Origin of the sequence: Streptomyces noursei ATCC 11455 (assembly GCF_001704275.1) — a bacterium.
GTDB lineage: Bacteria > Actinomycetota > Actinomycetes > Streptomycetales > Streptomycetaceae > Streptomyces > Streptomyces noursei.
In genome coordinates this window covers 8910001-8923548 of record NZ_CP011533.1, presented here as the reverse complement: position 1 = coordinate 8923548, position 13548 = coordinate 8910001, and the positions used below count along the sequence as shown (strand labels likewise).

The following is a 13548-nucleotide window of genomic DNA, read 5'->3' as shown; positions in this document are numbered from 1 at the left end:
GTCAGTGAGCAGCGCGGTCCGGCGCTCCACTCAGTGAGCTATTCGTCGGTCCACACCATGACGGTTCGTCGCTCTGTCGCGTACTCATCGTGCGCACCAGGCGGGGCAAGGGCCTCCTCTCCCCCCTGCTGTCGGTGCTTTGCGCCAGGAAGCCACCAGTTGGCTCGGCCCAGTAGTCGCATGGCGGCAGGGACGAGCAGTGCCCGGACAAGGGTTGCGTCCAGCGCGATCGCGATGAACATACCGACGCACAGTTCCTTGACCATGATCACGCCGCTGGTGGCGAAGGCCGCGCTGACGACCAGAACCACTGCGGCGGCAGCGGTGATGACCGGAGCGGACCGCTGCAGCCCGATGGCGACCGCGGTGGTGTTGTCCCCGGTGGCGTCGTACTGCTCGCGGATGCGCGACAGCAGGAAGAACTCGTAGTCCATCGAGAGGCCGATCAGCAGAATCAGCATGATCACAGGCTGGGCCACATCGATGTAGCCGGTGCGACTCGCGCCGACCAGCCAGGCCAGATGCCCGTCCTGGAAGATCCACACCAGTGCGCCGAAGGAGGCGCTGAGGGACAGTGCGTTGACGAGCAGTGCCTTCGCCGGCAGGACGACCGACCGCAGTGCCGTCAGCAGCAGCACATACGTGAAGACCGCGATGAAGAGCAGGGCCCACGGCAGCCGTCGGCCCAGTAGTTGGAGGGTGTCCTGGGCCATGGCCGACAGCCCGCCCACCAGGACTTGGCCTCCGTCCGGCGGGGGCAGCGCGCGAATGCGCCGCACCAGGGCGCGAGTGGCCGGGTCCTCGGCGCTGCCACTGTGGGCCAGATAGATCACCGCGCTGTGCTGGGACGTCGCGGCGATGAGACCGGCACCGGTGCCGGGCAGGTGGACGAGTTCGCCGGCCCAGGCGGTCAGTGTGCGCTGCCCGTCGTGGGTGTCCAGCCGTTGCGGCACGGTGACCACGACCTGCACGGCGTCCAGCCCGCCGAGCGCGAAGTCGCGCCCCAGGGCCTCGGAGGCCCGGCGGGAGGCTGCGTCGGCGGGCAGGGTCCGCTGGTCGGGGAAGCCGAGGGTCAGGTGCGCGAAGGGTGCCGTCAGGGTCAGCAGGGCCAGCAGGGTACCGATCACGTAGTGCCCTGGCTGGGCCATCACCGTCCCGGCCAGCCGGGCCCACACCCCCCGTTCAGGGGTCGTGTCCTTTCGTCGTGGCCGGTGGAGCCGTCCGGCGTTCACGCGCGGGCCGAGGAGGGCCAGCGCGGCGGGCAGCGCGGTGACGCTGAGGACGGCGCTGACGGCGATGACGACGGCCGAGCCGACACCCAACGCCCGCATGACGCCGATGGGGAAGAACAGGAATCCCAGAGCGATGCCGGTCATGGTGGCCCCGGACAGGAACACCGTGCGGCCGGCGGTGGCGCACGTGGCCGCGACCGCGTCCGGCACGCTGTCACATCCGGCGAGCTCTTCGCGGAACCGCCCGACGACGAAGAGGGCGGCGTCCACTCCCAGGGCCAGTCCCAGGGAGGTCACCAGGCTCACCGTGATGAACGAGAGCTCCACCGTGCCGCTCAGCAGCACCAGAACACCCAGCGTGATGCCGATGCTGAGCCCGCCGATGACCACCGGCAGCAGGGCCGCCACCAGGCTGCGGAAGATCAGCAGGAGCACGGCCAGCACCAGGGGAAACGCGATCAGTTCGGCGCGGCGCACATCGGCCAGGGTTCGCTCGGCGACCTCGTCGACCACCGCGACCGGCCCGGCGTACTCGATGCCGAAGCCCTCGGCCCGCAACGCCGGGCGGAGCCGGCGGAAACTGGCCATGCGGCTGGTGTCGTCCGCTCCGGCGACCATGATCGCGACGGCCGTCGCGTGGCGGTCCTTCGAGACCAGCGGGGGCAGATCGCGCGACCAGTACGTCATCGTGGAAACGACGGTCCCGCTCGGCGCGGATGCCAGTGAACCCTCCACCGCCCGGCGGAACATCGGCTCCTCGACGGTGTGGTGGGGGTTGCGGTAGAGAGCGATCACGTCCGCGCCGCCGCGCCCGATACGGTCCCGGACCGCCACTGCGGCCCGGTTGGACTCGGCGTCACGCGCGATGATTCCCCCGTAGCTCAGCTTGTCGTGGATGCCCGACGCCGCGACCGCCGCCAGCGCGGCCAGCACCAGGGGCACCGCGAGGAAGACCCAGCTGCGGCGGGCGGCGGCCCGGCCGAGCCTCACAAACACGCGGCCCCCTCCCAGCGCCGCGCAGGGCCCGTTCCCATACCGGAACGACGCGCACGGGACATCAGCAGGGGAACACCCAGCCGCAGCCCCATCCGCGCCTGGTGCGCGTGACCGATGCGGGGCTTGCTGCTCAGCACGTCGTAGCCCCGCCGCTCGATCTCGATGAGGTAGGAGCGGTAGAACGTCAATGAGGCCCTGAAAAGTTCCCGGCACTGGGGATGCACGAGGTCGGGCAGCCCTGCGCCTTCCTCATAGAAGGCCTGGGCCCGGTCCACCTCGAACTTCACCAGTTCTCTGATCGCCGGGGTCATCCGTCCACGGGCCAGGTCCTGACGTGTGACCCCGAAGCGGTCGAAGTCTTCCAGCGGCAGGTAGGTCCGGCCGCGGCGCTGGTCCGCGGCGAGATCGCGGATGAGGTTGGTCAGTTGCAGGGCCAGAGCCATCGCCTCCGTCTGCGGCCCCGCTGGACGGCTTGAGGGCCCCATGAGCGTGACGATCATGGGGAACGGCTCAACGGCGAGGAGACGCAGGTAGCGCAGCAGGTCATCGAAGGTGGCGTACTCCGTGACGCTCTGGTCCATCAGATAGGCGTCGAGAAGTGACCGAACCCGTGCGGGATCGAGGTCCCAGGTGCGGAGTGTGTGCGTCATCGCGCGCACGCTCGGCTCACACGAGTGCCCGGACTCCAGGTCGGTCATCGCGGCGTTGCACCAGTCGGCAAAGCGCCGTTGTCCCTCCCCCGTGTCGGCGGGGACCTCGGACAACTCGTCATAGTGCCGAGCGAATCCGTACACCGCCCACAGGTGCGGTCGTCGTTCCGGTGGCAGCAGGAAGCTGCCGCGCCAGATGTCCTTCCCGTCCCCGACGGCGATCAGGAGCCGGCGGCAGTACTCGTAGGACTCGCGCAGGATGGGATCGTGAATGCCGGCGCGGGTCAGGGCTCGATGGTCGAGGTACACGGCTGCCTCCTGGGTGCGGGACGCTCGGTGCTGCGGCCCGGATCCGTGAGGGTTCCGAAGGTGCGGTTGCGGGTCGCGTAGACCTCCACCGCCTGCCGCAGGTGATGGCGGTCGAAGTCGGGCCACGGTGTGTCGACGAAGGCGAGTTCGGCGTAGGCGCACTGCCAGAGCAGGAAGTTGCTGATGCGCTGCTCACCAGCGGTGCGGATGAACAGGTCGACGTCCGGCAGGTCGGGCGCGTAGAGGTAGCGGGCGAACGTCTGAGCGTCCAGGGCCGCCGGGTCGAGGGTGCCGACGGCGGCGGCTTCGGCGACGCCGCGCGCCGCGTCGAGCAGTTCCGCCCGGCCTCCGTAGTTGAGGCAAATGGTCAAGGTGAGCCGGTCGTTGCCGGCGGTCAACCGCTCGGCCGCCTCGATCTCGCTGATGAGTGCGGGTGGTAGCCCGGTGCGTCGCCCCAGGTGGCGGATGCGCACGGCGTTGGCGTGGAGCCGCAGGCGATGCTTGCGCAGGGCACTCCGCATCAGCGTCATCAGGAAGTCGACCTCGGCTGCGGGACGGCACCAGTTCTCGGTGGAGAACCCGAATACTGTCAAGTGGCGAATGCCGATCTCGACGGCACCCTCGACCACATCTATGAGCGTCTTCCCGCCGGCTGTGTGGCCCCGGGTGCGGGTCAGTCCCTGTCGGGTGGCCCATCGGCCGTTTCCGTCCATGACGATGGCGATATGGCCGGGAACGAGCGGCGCCGATCGAGCGTGAGCGGACTCATCCGCGGATTCTCCGCCACGGGGAACGGGTTGACCAACGAGGTGCCCGGTGACGTCGTCTCGGCTCGACATGAATGCTCCAGTCGCACACTGCACCCCGCGTCGTGAAGGGGAAATACCGCTACGGTCCCCGGTGGATGTCGAGGGCCTGATGTCAGAGCCCGTGCCGGCCGGTCATGTCACGCCCGGCACAAGCCCGTTGAAACCGTCAGGTTTATCCGATCACGGACCCGCTGCCGGAACCCGTGGCCCCGTCGAAGGTCCCCGTGGTGAGGCAGTTGAGCCGGACTGATTCAGGCGCGACGGCCGTACCGGCCACCACAGCGCCCGTGTAGAGGCCGCTCGTGATCGAGCCGTTGACGATGTTGGCCGAGATGCCATGGCCTGCAGTGGCGACCCACCGCACGGTGATCGAGAAGGTACTGGTCCGCCCCGAGGGCCACGTGATGCTTCCCGTCGCGGTCGTCGTCGCGCTCGCGCACGTATTCGGGGGGATGGAGAACGAGGCCGTGCCGTTCGCTGTGCCGGTCTGCGTGCCCGTGACTGCGCACGTGCCCTTTGCCTGGTACTCGACCGGCTTGCCCGGATCCTCGTCGGTCTTCACCACCGACCCGGTGCCGTTCGCGCAGGTGATGTCGACGGCCGGGGCGCCGGCCACCGGTGACGACGCGGCGGGCGCGGCCGTGGCGGTCACCACGGTTCCGGCCAGGGCCGCGAACAGTCCGTAGACCCCGAGACAGGTGAGACGGCGGCGCCACTTCGACGTCACACCCGAAACCTCGACGCCGTCTTCCTTTAGACTTCCCTGAACATTTCCTTGAGTTGACACGCCTCCTCCTTCCGAGAGGAAATTGACCTGCGCCGGGACGGGAATCATCCCATGTCGCAGTACGAGGAAAATGTGAGAGAGCTGCCATCAGCCCGAGCGAATACGCCCCGCCGCCCTGTGAATCCGAAAAGGGAAACACGGTTGCGCGGCAAGGGCGGAGAATTTCAGAGAAAGGGTTTCGCGAGGAGATATATGCTGCGAGCCCTACATGCGGAACGCAACCACATAACCCGTCAAGACCGCTTTCTCCGCACAGGGTTACTGGATGGCGGTCAGCCTACAGTGGAACTCACCCAAGTGGAAGATGCCGATTAGATTTCTTTACCATTCCCACCGCCGCGCCACACGGACGCGCATTCGTTGCACGCCAGTTAAATGAAACACCTCAACGGGATTCATGCATTCGATATCCGGTCGGAGTGTGCACCCGGTAGCAGCTAATGCCCTCAAGTTCGTGATGCGTCGTTGATTGGCACATGAGGCGTCCGGGGCTGAAGTTGACCGAGTTGGTGCTGCCAGAGCACGAGCGGGATGTCCTGGGCGGTGGAAGCGGGCCTCCTCGACCTGCGCGGACTGGAGGGCAGTCCATCGGCGTGCGTCAGGCGGGTGGGGCTGCCTCCGGGGGCACAACGGTGGTCGCCGGGGTGAGGCAGAAGACGCGGATGTCCCGGCTGGCGCGGGCCGCGTAGGTGTCGTAAACGGGCAGGGCCAGCAGGATGCGCGGGCGTTGCTGTTCCTTCTCGTCTGGCGTGAGCAGCCGGGCGGTGACCGGCCACGAGTGGCCCTGCGTGGTGACCATTGCTCTGGGGGCGTGGAGCAGGTTGGTGCTCCACGAAGGATGGTTGGGGCGGCCGAAGTTACTGGCCACGATCATCCACGTACCGTCTGCGGCCCGATGGGCGCACAACGGCGTGGCCCTGGGGGCTTTGCTGCGGCGCCCGGTGGTGCCCAACACGATGGCCTCCACGAACAGTCGACTCGGCAGCAGTCGGCCCCCGCTCAGTCGGTGGACGAACAGGTCGCATCGTGGCAGCACATGGGGGGCGATCAGGGTGAAGGCGCGGGTGGTGCCGAATCGGGCGACAAGCGGGTGCGGCATAGGGTGATCGATGTCCTGGAGAGGGAGAGGAGATGGTACGGCTCGTGCTGAGAGAGGCGCGGATCATGCTGATCAGCGGCAGGCCAGGCGGCGAATGCGCGCTCGGCCATCGCCGTCACGGTCAGCGCCGGGTTGACCCCCACGTTCCCGGGAACGGCTGAGCCATCGGCGATGTGCAGAGTCGGATGACCGTGCACCCGGTGGTAGAGGTCGGCAACGCTGGTGGCCGGATCGGTGCCGATCGCGCATCCGCCCAGCAGGTGAGCAGTGACCGGAACACGCAGGGCCGTGTTCCACAGCAGGCGAGCCCGGCCGCCAATGTCCTGGGCGTAGCGGCGGGCAACGGCCTCGGCGGGCTGGAGTCTCACGGGTTCGCGCTGCGGGCTCCCCGGACGGAAGGTCGGCCGTCCGCCCAGCAGTCCCTTCCGGTAGTCGCTGGTCAGGTAGGAATCGCCCAGCTCCATCGCAAAGAGCACGGCGGTGCGGCGGCCGAAGTCCCGCCAGGGGCCGGGAGTTGGGCGGGAAAGCAGCGCCGCCGGGTGCGAACCGAGCCCGAGCCGGCACAGCTGGACCAGGACGTCCGGCTGCGGCCGCGGCCCGGAACTGATCCCGACGCCCGGGCCCACATCAAATCCCGGCGCCGACACGGTGACGAACACCTCCCGGTTCGTTCGCACGGTGGTGCCGAGCGCGGGCGACAGCCGGGACAAGTACGGCCGCGAACGGTGGAGCAGCAGCTCGACGGTGCCCCAAGCACCTGCGGCGAGGACAACATGATGCGCCGTCAGCATCGCACGGGCGCTGCCCCGCACCCCTGCCGTGCACCGTATGTACCTGCCAGCTGCCGTCGGGCAGCGGCACCAGGGCGCGGGCCGTGGTCAGGGGCCGGACGTCCACGCCGAGCTGCTCGGCCAGGTACAGGTAGTTGTGGTCCAGGGAGTTCTTCGCGCCGAGCTGGCAGCCGATGGTGCACCGCCCGCATTCCGTGCAGCCGGCACGTGACGGGCCCCGGCCGGCGAAGTAGGGGTCTGCAACCTTCTGCCCGGGCGGGCCGAAGTGGATCCCCACCCGGGTGGCGTGGACGCTGTCGGCCATCCCGAGTGCTTCGGCCGCCTTCCGCAGTGCCGCGTCACCTGCCGCCGCCCGCGCCACCTGCGCTGTGCCCAACATCCGTTCCGCCAGCGCGTAGTAGGGAGCAAGTTCCCTGCCCCAGTTGACCGTCGGATCCCAGCAGGCTGCCCGGAACACGTCCGCGTCGGGCCGGTAGTGCACACCCGCGTAGGCGAGCGATCCGCCACCGACCCCGATACCGGTCAACGCGACCAGCCGACGCCGCACCCGCAGGCGCAAGATGCCCTGCCACCCCAACCATGGCGCCCACAGCACCCGGTGCACTTGCCATGCGGAGCCGGCGAAATCCTGTTGCTGCCATCGCCGCCCGGTTTCCACGACCGTTACGCGGTAGCCCTTCTCCGCAAGACGCAGGGCCGCGACGCTCTCGCCGAACCCGGAGCCCACGGCCAGCACTTCGCGCTCGCTGACCCTCTCCACACTGCCGGTCACAGTGAGTGGGATATCCATTCGGCAGGGGGATCCATCGCGACGGACGGCGCCGTCATGCCTCCGTGAGGCCGGTGGGGACCTGCCATTCGTAGCGGCGGCCCTTGTTGGTCAGCCGCAGGCCCTCCTTGAACACGGCCAGTCCCAGTTCACTGGCGGCCTTCGCCGCGACGGGCACTCCGTCGCCGGCCCTGCCGTATCCGAAGTTCACGACGGAACCGGCCTGCAGGGCCAGTTTGCTGAGGTCCGCCGCGGGGACCTTGACCAGGTCGGCTGCCCGGTCGCCGATCAGGTGCCTGATCAGCGTCGGTCCCACTCCGGCGAAGGCCGGTCCGGGCAGCACTTCGCGGATGAAGTCCAGGACGGCCTTGGTCAGCACGATGCCGGCCTCGGAGGACTTCTGCTGGCGCCGGAGGATGGTCTCGAAGAGCGCGGCGCCGTCGTCGAAGCCGACGGGGTTGAGCTGGTCGTCGACGCCCAGGACGTGTCCGATCACCCGCCAGATGTGGAAGAAGGCGTCACGATCCGCACGCGGGAGGTCGACTCCCAGGCTGACGAGCCCGTTGGGGATGGCGACCGAGAAACTCATCAACGTCCCGGCGAGGTCCTCCTGGTTGACCGGCAGTCCCCAGGCACTGTTCCAGTCGTCCTGGCGGCCGACGTGGTAGCGCATGGTGGCGTGCAGCAGGCGGATCTTCTGCGCGGAGCGCAGCCCGTGCCCGTGCGGTCCCAGGCCGCCGTCGTCGAGGACGTCGACCACGAACTGCGAGGTCTCCATCAGCCTGCGGTACACCCCCGAGGTCAGGCGCTGCGAGCGCGCGAGGACCTGGGCCCCGTCCCCGCACCCGTAACAGAACGGGAGGGAGCCGCACAGCAGCGTCGGGACGACCAGTGCCTCGTAGCGGCCGAGCAGGCTGCGGCCGCGGTCCATCAGCGCCGGATCGGCCCAGTCCGGCAGGACGGCAGACTGCTCGAAGTACCGCTGGAGCTGCGGCGGGAGGCCGTCCGGCACGGCGTCGCCGTTCCGGCCGAATCCGTGGAGTGCCTGGCGCACCCGCTCCTGCTCGCCCGAGGCGTAGGTCTCCTCGATCGCGGCGTCGGCCGCCGGGTCCCCGGCCTTCCGCATCCGGTCGAGCAACTCGTCCGTCCACCCACCAGCGGGCATCTCCGCCTCCTCGCGATTCGTCATGGTGACGCACACCTCTACCAGTCCGGACGGGGCTCCGGCAGGAGCATCACCCGTACGTGGACGGCGCCGTTGGCGTGCTCGATTTGGGACGTCGCCGTCAGCTCCTTTCCGTGGTCCCGCCGTTCGAGGGATCACGGGCGCGGCGACGGCCGCCGTCCGATCCGCTGCCGCTACGAAGGGACCGACCCCGCACGGCGCGAGCGCAACGCACCACGAATGGAGCCCGCATGTCCGCACCGTCCGCGATCGATCACCACGCGACGACCGGGTACAGCCTCCCGTTGGCCTACTGGCTGGCCCAGGCATCCGATCTCGCCTACAAGGACGAGGCCACCATCGATTCCCAGGCCCGCTCCTGGGGCTTCGACGAGGTGCGCCACCATCAGACGCGGTTCACCCCGCCGTTCCCGCTCGAAGACACCCAGGCATACACCGCCGCCAGCGACCACATGATCATCACTGCCTTCCGCGGCACGGAGCCGGCACAGATCCGTGACTGGCTGTCCGACGCCAGCACTCCCCCGTGGCCGGGCCCGGCCACCACGGGCTATGTGCACTACGGCTTCGCCGAGGCACTCCGGTCGATCTTCCCCGAGGTCAAGGACACCCTTGCGGAGTTGCGCACCGACAACCAGACGGTGTGGTTCACCGGCCACAGTCTCGGCGGTGCGCTCGCCATGCTCGCCGGTGCGCGGATGTACCTGGAGGAGCCGCGGCTCCAGGCGGACGGTGTCTACACCTACGGGCAGCCCCGTACCTGCGACCGCATCCTGGCGGCCGCGTACAACAAGTGCTTCACGAACCGCATGTACCGGTTCGTCAACAACAACGACATCGTTCCACAGCTGCCGCCCGAGCCCGTCTTCACGCATGTCGAGGCGCTCAGGTACATCGACGCGGGCGGCAAGCTGCAGGACTCCATGGGGTTGTTCGGCGGTCTGGCGGACCGCGCCAAGGGGCTGACCGCGGACGCCTTCGCGCCCGCTACGGACGGCATCCGGGACCACTCGATCAAGCGCTATATCGCCGCCATCGAGCAGAACCTCTCCTGACGGTTCACCAGAAGGGCCCGGCCCGGGGCCGTACCGAGGTCCTGCCCGGGCCGGGGGACGGCGGCTCGGCCGCCGGTGGCCGTCAGGTGTTGTTGAGGCTGGTGTGGTTCCACCAGCCCTGGCGGCCGACGACGACCTCCACCGTCCGACCGTTCCCGCCGATCCTGCCCTGGTACGTCTGGTTCTTCTTCAGCGGGCTTTCCTGGACCACGCCCCTGGGGTCCTCGATCGAGGAGAAGACCAGGGCCGGGACCTTCTTCAGCGTGGTCGAGTCGACGGCCGGGCTGACGGCGACGGTGACGACCTCGTCCCAGTTGGGGCGCTGGGCGAGCTGGTGGGCGATGTGGACCTCGTTGCCTTCGCCGAACACCAGGTAGGTGAGGTGGTCGGGGTAGTCCAGCCCCCCGAGCTTGCGGAAGGAGAGGACGTCCGCCGGCCGGCACTTCACCTGGGTCTCCGTCGCGGTCATCTGCTGGAAGTCGCGGTCGCCGTTCTCCTTGACCACCACGCGCTCCAGGTGGACCCGGAACTCCTTGCCGTCCTGCAGCTCCGGGAGCTCGAAGTGGTGCGGGCAGCGCAGGGAGTAGAAGACCCGCCTGTCCTTGTTCTTCTGCAGGTCCGCCAGGTACGTCTTGTGCAGCCCGCCGTCGTCCTGGATGTCGAAGGTGAAGACCGCCTGGTAGTTGTGGCCGGAGGTCTCCTTGTACAGGGCGAGGTGGTAGAAGAAGAGCTTCTCCTTGCCCAGGATCAGGAAGCGGTGGATGTGCTCGTGCCCGCTGTGCGGGGTCGGGGCGGTTCCGTTGCTCATGACGCGGGGTTGCCTTTCGTTGCGTGGGGGTGGGAGGTGCGGTGCCGCCGGGCCCAGAAGGGCCGGTCGGCCCATCGGGTTTCCTGGGCGTGGACAGCGCGGTGGCCGTCCTGGTAGGCGGCACGGGTATCGGCGACCTTCGCCGCGTAGCCGGCCAGTGCCGTGCGGTCGCCGCGCAGTCGGGCGTCCACCGCCTCGCCCGCGCTCAGCCCGGTGTAGAGGGCGGTCACGATGCCCTGGGAGCTGAGCGGGTCGAAGGCGGCGGCCGCGTCTCCGGCGGCGGTCCAGCCGTCCCCGTGCACCCGGTCCAGGTGGGCGGTGTGCGCGGGGGCGCGGCGCGGGCGCCGGAGGGCGGTCAGCCCGTGCGGACGGGCCCGGCGGGATACGTGCCGGGTGGCCAGCAGCCGGTCGCGGAACCCCTCGACGCCGCGGACGGCGGCGAGGGGCAGGTCGGGGTCGGTGAAGTAGGCGACCAGGCGCTGCCGGGAGGGCAGCTGGGCGGTGTACCACCAGCCGTCCCGGTCGGATTCGACCAGTGAACGGTCGTCGGTGGTGCCGTCCCGCGCCGGGTCGAGGAGGACGTGGAAGGCGGTCAGCCGGTCGCCGGTCCGGCGGCGGGCGCCGGCATGGACCGCGAGCGCGGCGCCCCGTCCGGTGGCGTCGATCAGCCAGCGGCAGTGGACCGTGCGTGCGCCGCTCCGGTCGGTGCGGTCGCGCAGCGGGACCTGCCAGGTGCCGTCCGGCTGCCTCTCGGGCCGCCGGACGGCGGTGAGTTCGGCGACCTCCGCGCCCGCGGCCCGGGTGGCCGCCCGCAGCCGCCGGTCGAACAGCACGCGGTCGAGGTGCCAGCCGTGGCCGTAGGGGTCGCGGAGCGAGTCCACCTCCTGCAGCGCGGACGAGCCCCAGGCGGACTGGTTGCCGTGGCAGGGCAGATGGCCGGTGTCCAGGACCGGGTGCACGACGCCGAGGTCGGCCAGCAGCAGTCGGCCGACGGAGACCAGCGCCTCGCCGACCTTCGGCGGCCCGATGCCGGCGTCGGCCAGCAGCACCCGGCGCCCGGCCCGGACGAGGGTGAGCGCGGCGGCGCAGCCCGCCGGGCCGCCGCCCGCGACCACCACGTCGTAGGCGGGGGCGCGGCTCACCGGTGCTCGACTCACTGGTTCTCGACTCACTGGTTCTCGTGGAACGGGTCGAGCTTCTCCAGGTAGCCGGTGGCGATCGCCGACTCGTCGTAGCCGGTCAGCTGCTTGACCTCCTCGATCGCCTGTCGGACCAGGGCGGACTCGACGGCCTCGGCGGAGAGGGCGCCGCGCCAGGTTCCGGCCGCCGCGGCCCGCTGGGGGACGCCGACCTCGGGCACGTGGATGTTGATGAGGTTGGCGTGGTCGGGGGCCGGCGGGTAGCCGGGCTCGGACTCGACCTGGATGTACCGGGGGAACTTGCCGTCGCCGACGGTGTATTCGTGCGGCTCGACGATGCCGAACTTCTGGGCGGGCCAGAAGGTGGGCAGGTAGGGGCTGTAGCGGGGGCCGAGGTTGGACCGCACCTGATAGCCGAAGCGGCAGCTGGCGGTGTCGCACTGCCACGGTGCGGCCATCCAGCGGGTGAGGTCGCCGGGGCCCTGCGCGTGCAGCGGGTCGTTCTTGCCCGGCATCTCGGCGGCCGTGAACTCGTCGCCGTAGTCGGGCTCCGGGGTGCCCTCGTCGCGGTGCAGGATGCGGAACGGCTCCGAGAACATGGTCCTGTGGCGGATCAGCCGGGTGACCTCGCTGCCGGGGTGGAAGGCTTCGGCGGCGCAGTTGTCGAGTGCGGCGCGGTCCAGCAGGCCGGGCTGCTGGGCGACGGGGGCCTGGTCCACGTCGGGGTGACCGGTGCGCGGCGGGCCGGGGACGAAGGTGCCGTCGGCCCACTGGGCCAGGATCCGGTCCTGAGTGGGCGAGAGGGTGAGGTGCTGGCGGACGGAGGTGGCCTTGCCGCTGCTCATGCCGTCGCCGTGGATCCACGGCCAGGGTACGGGCGAGACCCCGTCCCGGTCGTAGTCGCGCATCCGGTGGTAGATCTGCCGGCGCAGGAACCGGCTGGTCTCGCCGGGGTCGTTGAGGCGCTTGCGCATCGCCGGGTCGAGGAAGTGGTGCGGGCCGTTCCAGCCGAACTGGGTGGCGAAGCCGTGGTTGACCCACTGCAGTTCGCAGAAGCGGGCCAGCAGCGGTTCGATGTCCTCCGGGTAGGAGGGTGGGTCCTTCGCCTCCAGGGTCCGCTCGGTGACGAACACGTCGTAGAGCAGGTCGTAGAGGGTGCGGATGGTCTTCACACCGGGGGCGTAGTGGGGCGGGCCGACGACGCCCCAGGCCGGACCGGCGGTCCTGGTGACGCCGCCGATGGTCACCTCGGCGGTGATCGGACCGTCGGAGACGTTGTCGTACCAGGTGTCGTTGTTGGCCACCCCGGAGATCGGGTTGTGTGCCTCGTCCCAGGAGGCCGACGTGCCGTCGCCGCCGGCCACGAGCAGTCGGCCGTCGGACGCGGCGTACGCCTGGCCGAGCGTGACCTGTTTGCCCGTGATCTCGCCTGCGAGGGTGCAGGGCTGCTTCTGGGGGACCTCGATGGTCTGCCGGCCGGAGTCGATGACGAGCTTCTTGCGGTCCGCACCCGTGACCTTGGCGTTCCGCCGCCGTCGCATGTCCGGCTTCAGCTTGTCCGGGTCGGTGGCCTCCGGGATGTCGAGCGGGAAGTGGAACTGGTACCAGGCGGCCTTCTTGTTGGCGAGGCGCACCGACCACCGGATCCCGGTGACGTCGTCCTGGCCGAGCTTCGGTTCGCGGACGACCTCGCCCGCCTTGTTGTAGCCGTAGATCCGGAAACGGGCGGCCTGCTTGATGATCTTGCCTGAGCTGTCCTTGTACGAGCCGAGCGCCAGCGGCGGCTGATCCGGCGACTCCGGTCCCATGAAGGCCGGCTGATCGCTGTTGCCGACCCGGGCTCTGCCGATGGCCGGGTGGATCTCGGCTTGGATGATCTGCTGATCCATTACGGGACCTCATGATGGAGAGATGTCTA

The 13548-nt window shown here is 69.6% G+C and carries 12 protein-coding genes; 2 read left to right on the top strand and 10 right to left on the bottom strand.

The window, feature by feature from the left end; translation table 11 throughout:
- Nucleotides 1-38: 38 nt before the first annotated feature.
- The 3 genes from SNOUR_RS38290 to uppS are packed head-to-tail and all read right to left on the bottom strand — an operon-like array spanning nt 39 to nt 4026.
- A complete protein-coding gene (locus SNOUR_RS38290) occupies nt 39-2228 on the bottom strand; it encodes an MMPL family transporter (protein ID WP_159426010.1) in 2190 nt (729 codons plus the stop codon).
- Entirely contained in the window at nt 2219-3187 is a 969-nt protein-coding gene (locus SNOUR_RS38285) for a phytoene/squalene synthase family protein (RefSeq protein WP_067356434.1), read from the bottom strand. The genes SNOUR_RS38290 and SNOUR_RS38285 overlap by 10 nt, the downstream gene beginning before the upstream one ends.
- Nucleotides 3163-4026, bottom strand: coding sequence for a polyprenyl diphosphate synthase (gene uppS / locus SNOUR_RS38280; RefSeq protein ID WP_079143156.1), 864 nt, complete (start codon nt 4024-4026; stop codon nt 3163-3165). The genes SNOUR_RS38285 and uppS overlap by 25 nt, the downstream gene beginning before the upstream one ends.
- A gap of 272 nt (nt 4027-4298) precedes the next feature.
- On the opposite strand from uppS, the gene SNOUR_RS46655 reads away from it, so the two are divergent.
- Nucleotides 4299-4682 carry a hypothetical protein gene (locus tag SNOUR_RS46655; protein ID WP_159426009.1) on the top strand — a complete coding sequence of 128 codons (384 nt, stop codon included), beginning with the start codon at nt 4299-4301 and terminating at the stop codon, nt 4680-4682.
- A gap of 699 nt (nt 4683-5381) precedes the next feature.
- On the opposite strand, the gene SNOUR_RS38270 is transcribed toward SNOUR_RS46655, so the two are convergent.
- Genes SNOUR_RS38270 through SNOUR_RS38260 form a run of 4 tightly spaced genes read right to left on the bottom strand, consistent with a single transcriptional unit; the run spans nt 5382 to nt 8631 of the window.
- Nucleotides 5382-5882 (bottom strand): nitroreductase family deazaflavin-dependent oxidoreductase, encoded by a 501-nt coding sequence (locus SNOUR_RS38270; RefSeq protein ID WP_067356425.1) that lies wholly within the window; start codon nt 5880-5882, stop codon nt 5382-5384.
- A complete protein-coding gene (locus SNOUR_RS43835; protein ID WP_099055755.1) occupies nt 5831-6541 on the bottom strand; it encodes a GMC oxidoreductase in 711 nt (236 codons plus the stop codon). The genes SNOUR_RS38270 and SNOUR_RS43835 overlap by 52 nt, the downstream gene beginning before the upstream one ends.
- Nucleotides 6510-7445: a GMC family oxidoreductase N-terminal domain-containing protein gene (locus SNOUR_RS44930; protein WP_159426008.1), complete on the bottom strand. Its 936-nt coding sequence runs from the start codon at nt 7443-7445 to the stop codon at nt 6510-6512. The genes SNOUR_RS43835 and SNOUR_RS44930 overlap by 32 nt, the downstream gene beginning before the upstream one ends.
- Nucleotides 7446-7497: 52 nt before the next feature.
- The gene (locus tag SNOUR_RS38260; RefSeq protein ID WP_067359138.1) at nt 7498-8631 is read right to left on the bottom strand and encodes an oxygenase MpaB family protein; all 1134 of its coding nucleotides are present in this window, start codon (nt 8629-8631) and stop codon (nt 7498-7500) included.
- 227 nt (nt 8632-8858) lie between these two features.
- On the opposite strand from SNOUR_RS38260, the gene SNOUR_RS38255 reads away from it, so the two are divergent.
- Entirely contained in the window at nt 8859-9683 is an 825-nt protein-coding gene (locus SNOUR_RS38255) for a lipase family protein (RefSeq protein WP_174717935.1), read from the top strand.
- 82 nt (nt 9684-9765) lie between these two features.
- On the opposite strand, the gene SNOUR_RS38250 is transcribed toward SNOUR_RS38255, so the two are convergent.
- The 3 genes from SNOUR_RS38250 to SNOUR_RS38240 are packed head-to-tail and all read right to left on the bottom strand — an operon-like array spanning nt 9766 to nt 13519.
- Entirely contained in the window at nt 9766-10491 is a 726-nt protein-coding gene (locus SNOUR_RS38250; protein ID WP_067356424.1) for a hypothetical protein, read from the bottom strand.
- Nucleotides 10488-11633: an NAD(P)/FAD-dependent oxidoreductase gene (locus tag SNOUR_RS38245; RefSeq protein WP_067356421.1), complete on the bottom strand. Its 1146-nt coding sequence runs from the start codon at nt 11631-11633 to the stop codon at nt 10488-10490. The genes SNOUR_RS38250 and SNOUR_RS38245 overlap by 4 nt, the downstream gene beginning before the upstream one ends.
- Nucleotides 11634-11659: 26 nt before the next feature.
- The gene (locus SNOUR_RS38240) at nt 11660-13519 is read right to left on the bottom strand and encodes a LodA/GoxA family CTQ-dependent oxidase (protein WP_067356418.1); all 1860 of its coding nucleotides are present in this window, start codon (nt 13517-13519) and stop codon (nt 11660-11662) included.
- Nucleotides 13520-13548 lie beyond the last annotated feature (29 nt).

Bases quoted from the DNA above. Each gene is read 5' to 3' on its own strand.
- uppS (WP_079143156.1), bottom strand. From the start codon at position 4,026: ATGTCGAGCCGAGACGACGTCACCGGGCACCTCGTTGGTCAACCCGTT.
- SNOUR_RS38270 (WP_067356425.1), bottom strand. From the start codon at position 5,882: ATGCCGCACCCGCTTGTCGCCCGATTCGGCACCACCCGCGCCTTCACC.
- SNOUR_RS38260 (WP_067359138.1), bottom strand. From the start codon at position 8,631: ATGACGAATCGCGAGGAGGCGGAGATGCCCGCTGGTGGGTGGACGGAC.
- SNOUR_RS38255 (WP_174717935.1), top strand. From the start codon at position 8,859: ATGTCCGCACCGTCCGCGATCGATCACCACGCGACGACCGGGTACAGC.
- SNOUR_RS38250 (WP_067356424.1), bottom strand. From the start codon at position 10,491: ATGAGCAACGGAACCGCCCCGACCCCGCACAGCGGGCACGAGCACATC.
- SNOUR_RS38240 (WP_067356418.1), bottom strand. From the start codon at position 13,519: ATGGATCAGCAGATCATCCAAGCCGAGATCCACCCGGCCATCGGCAGA.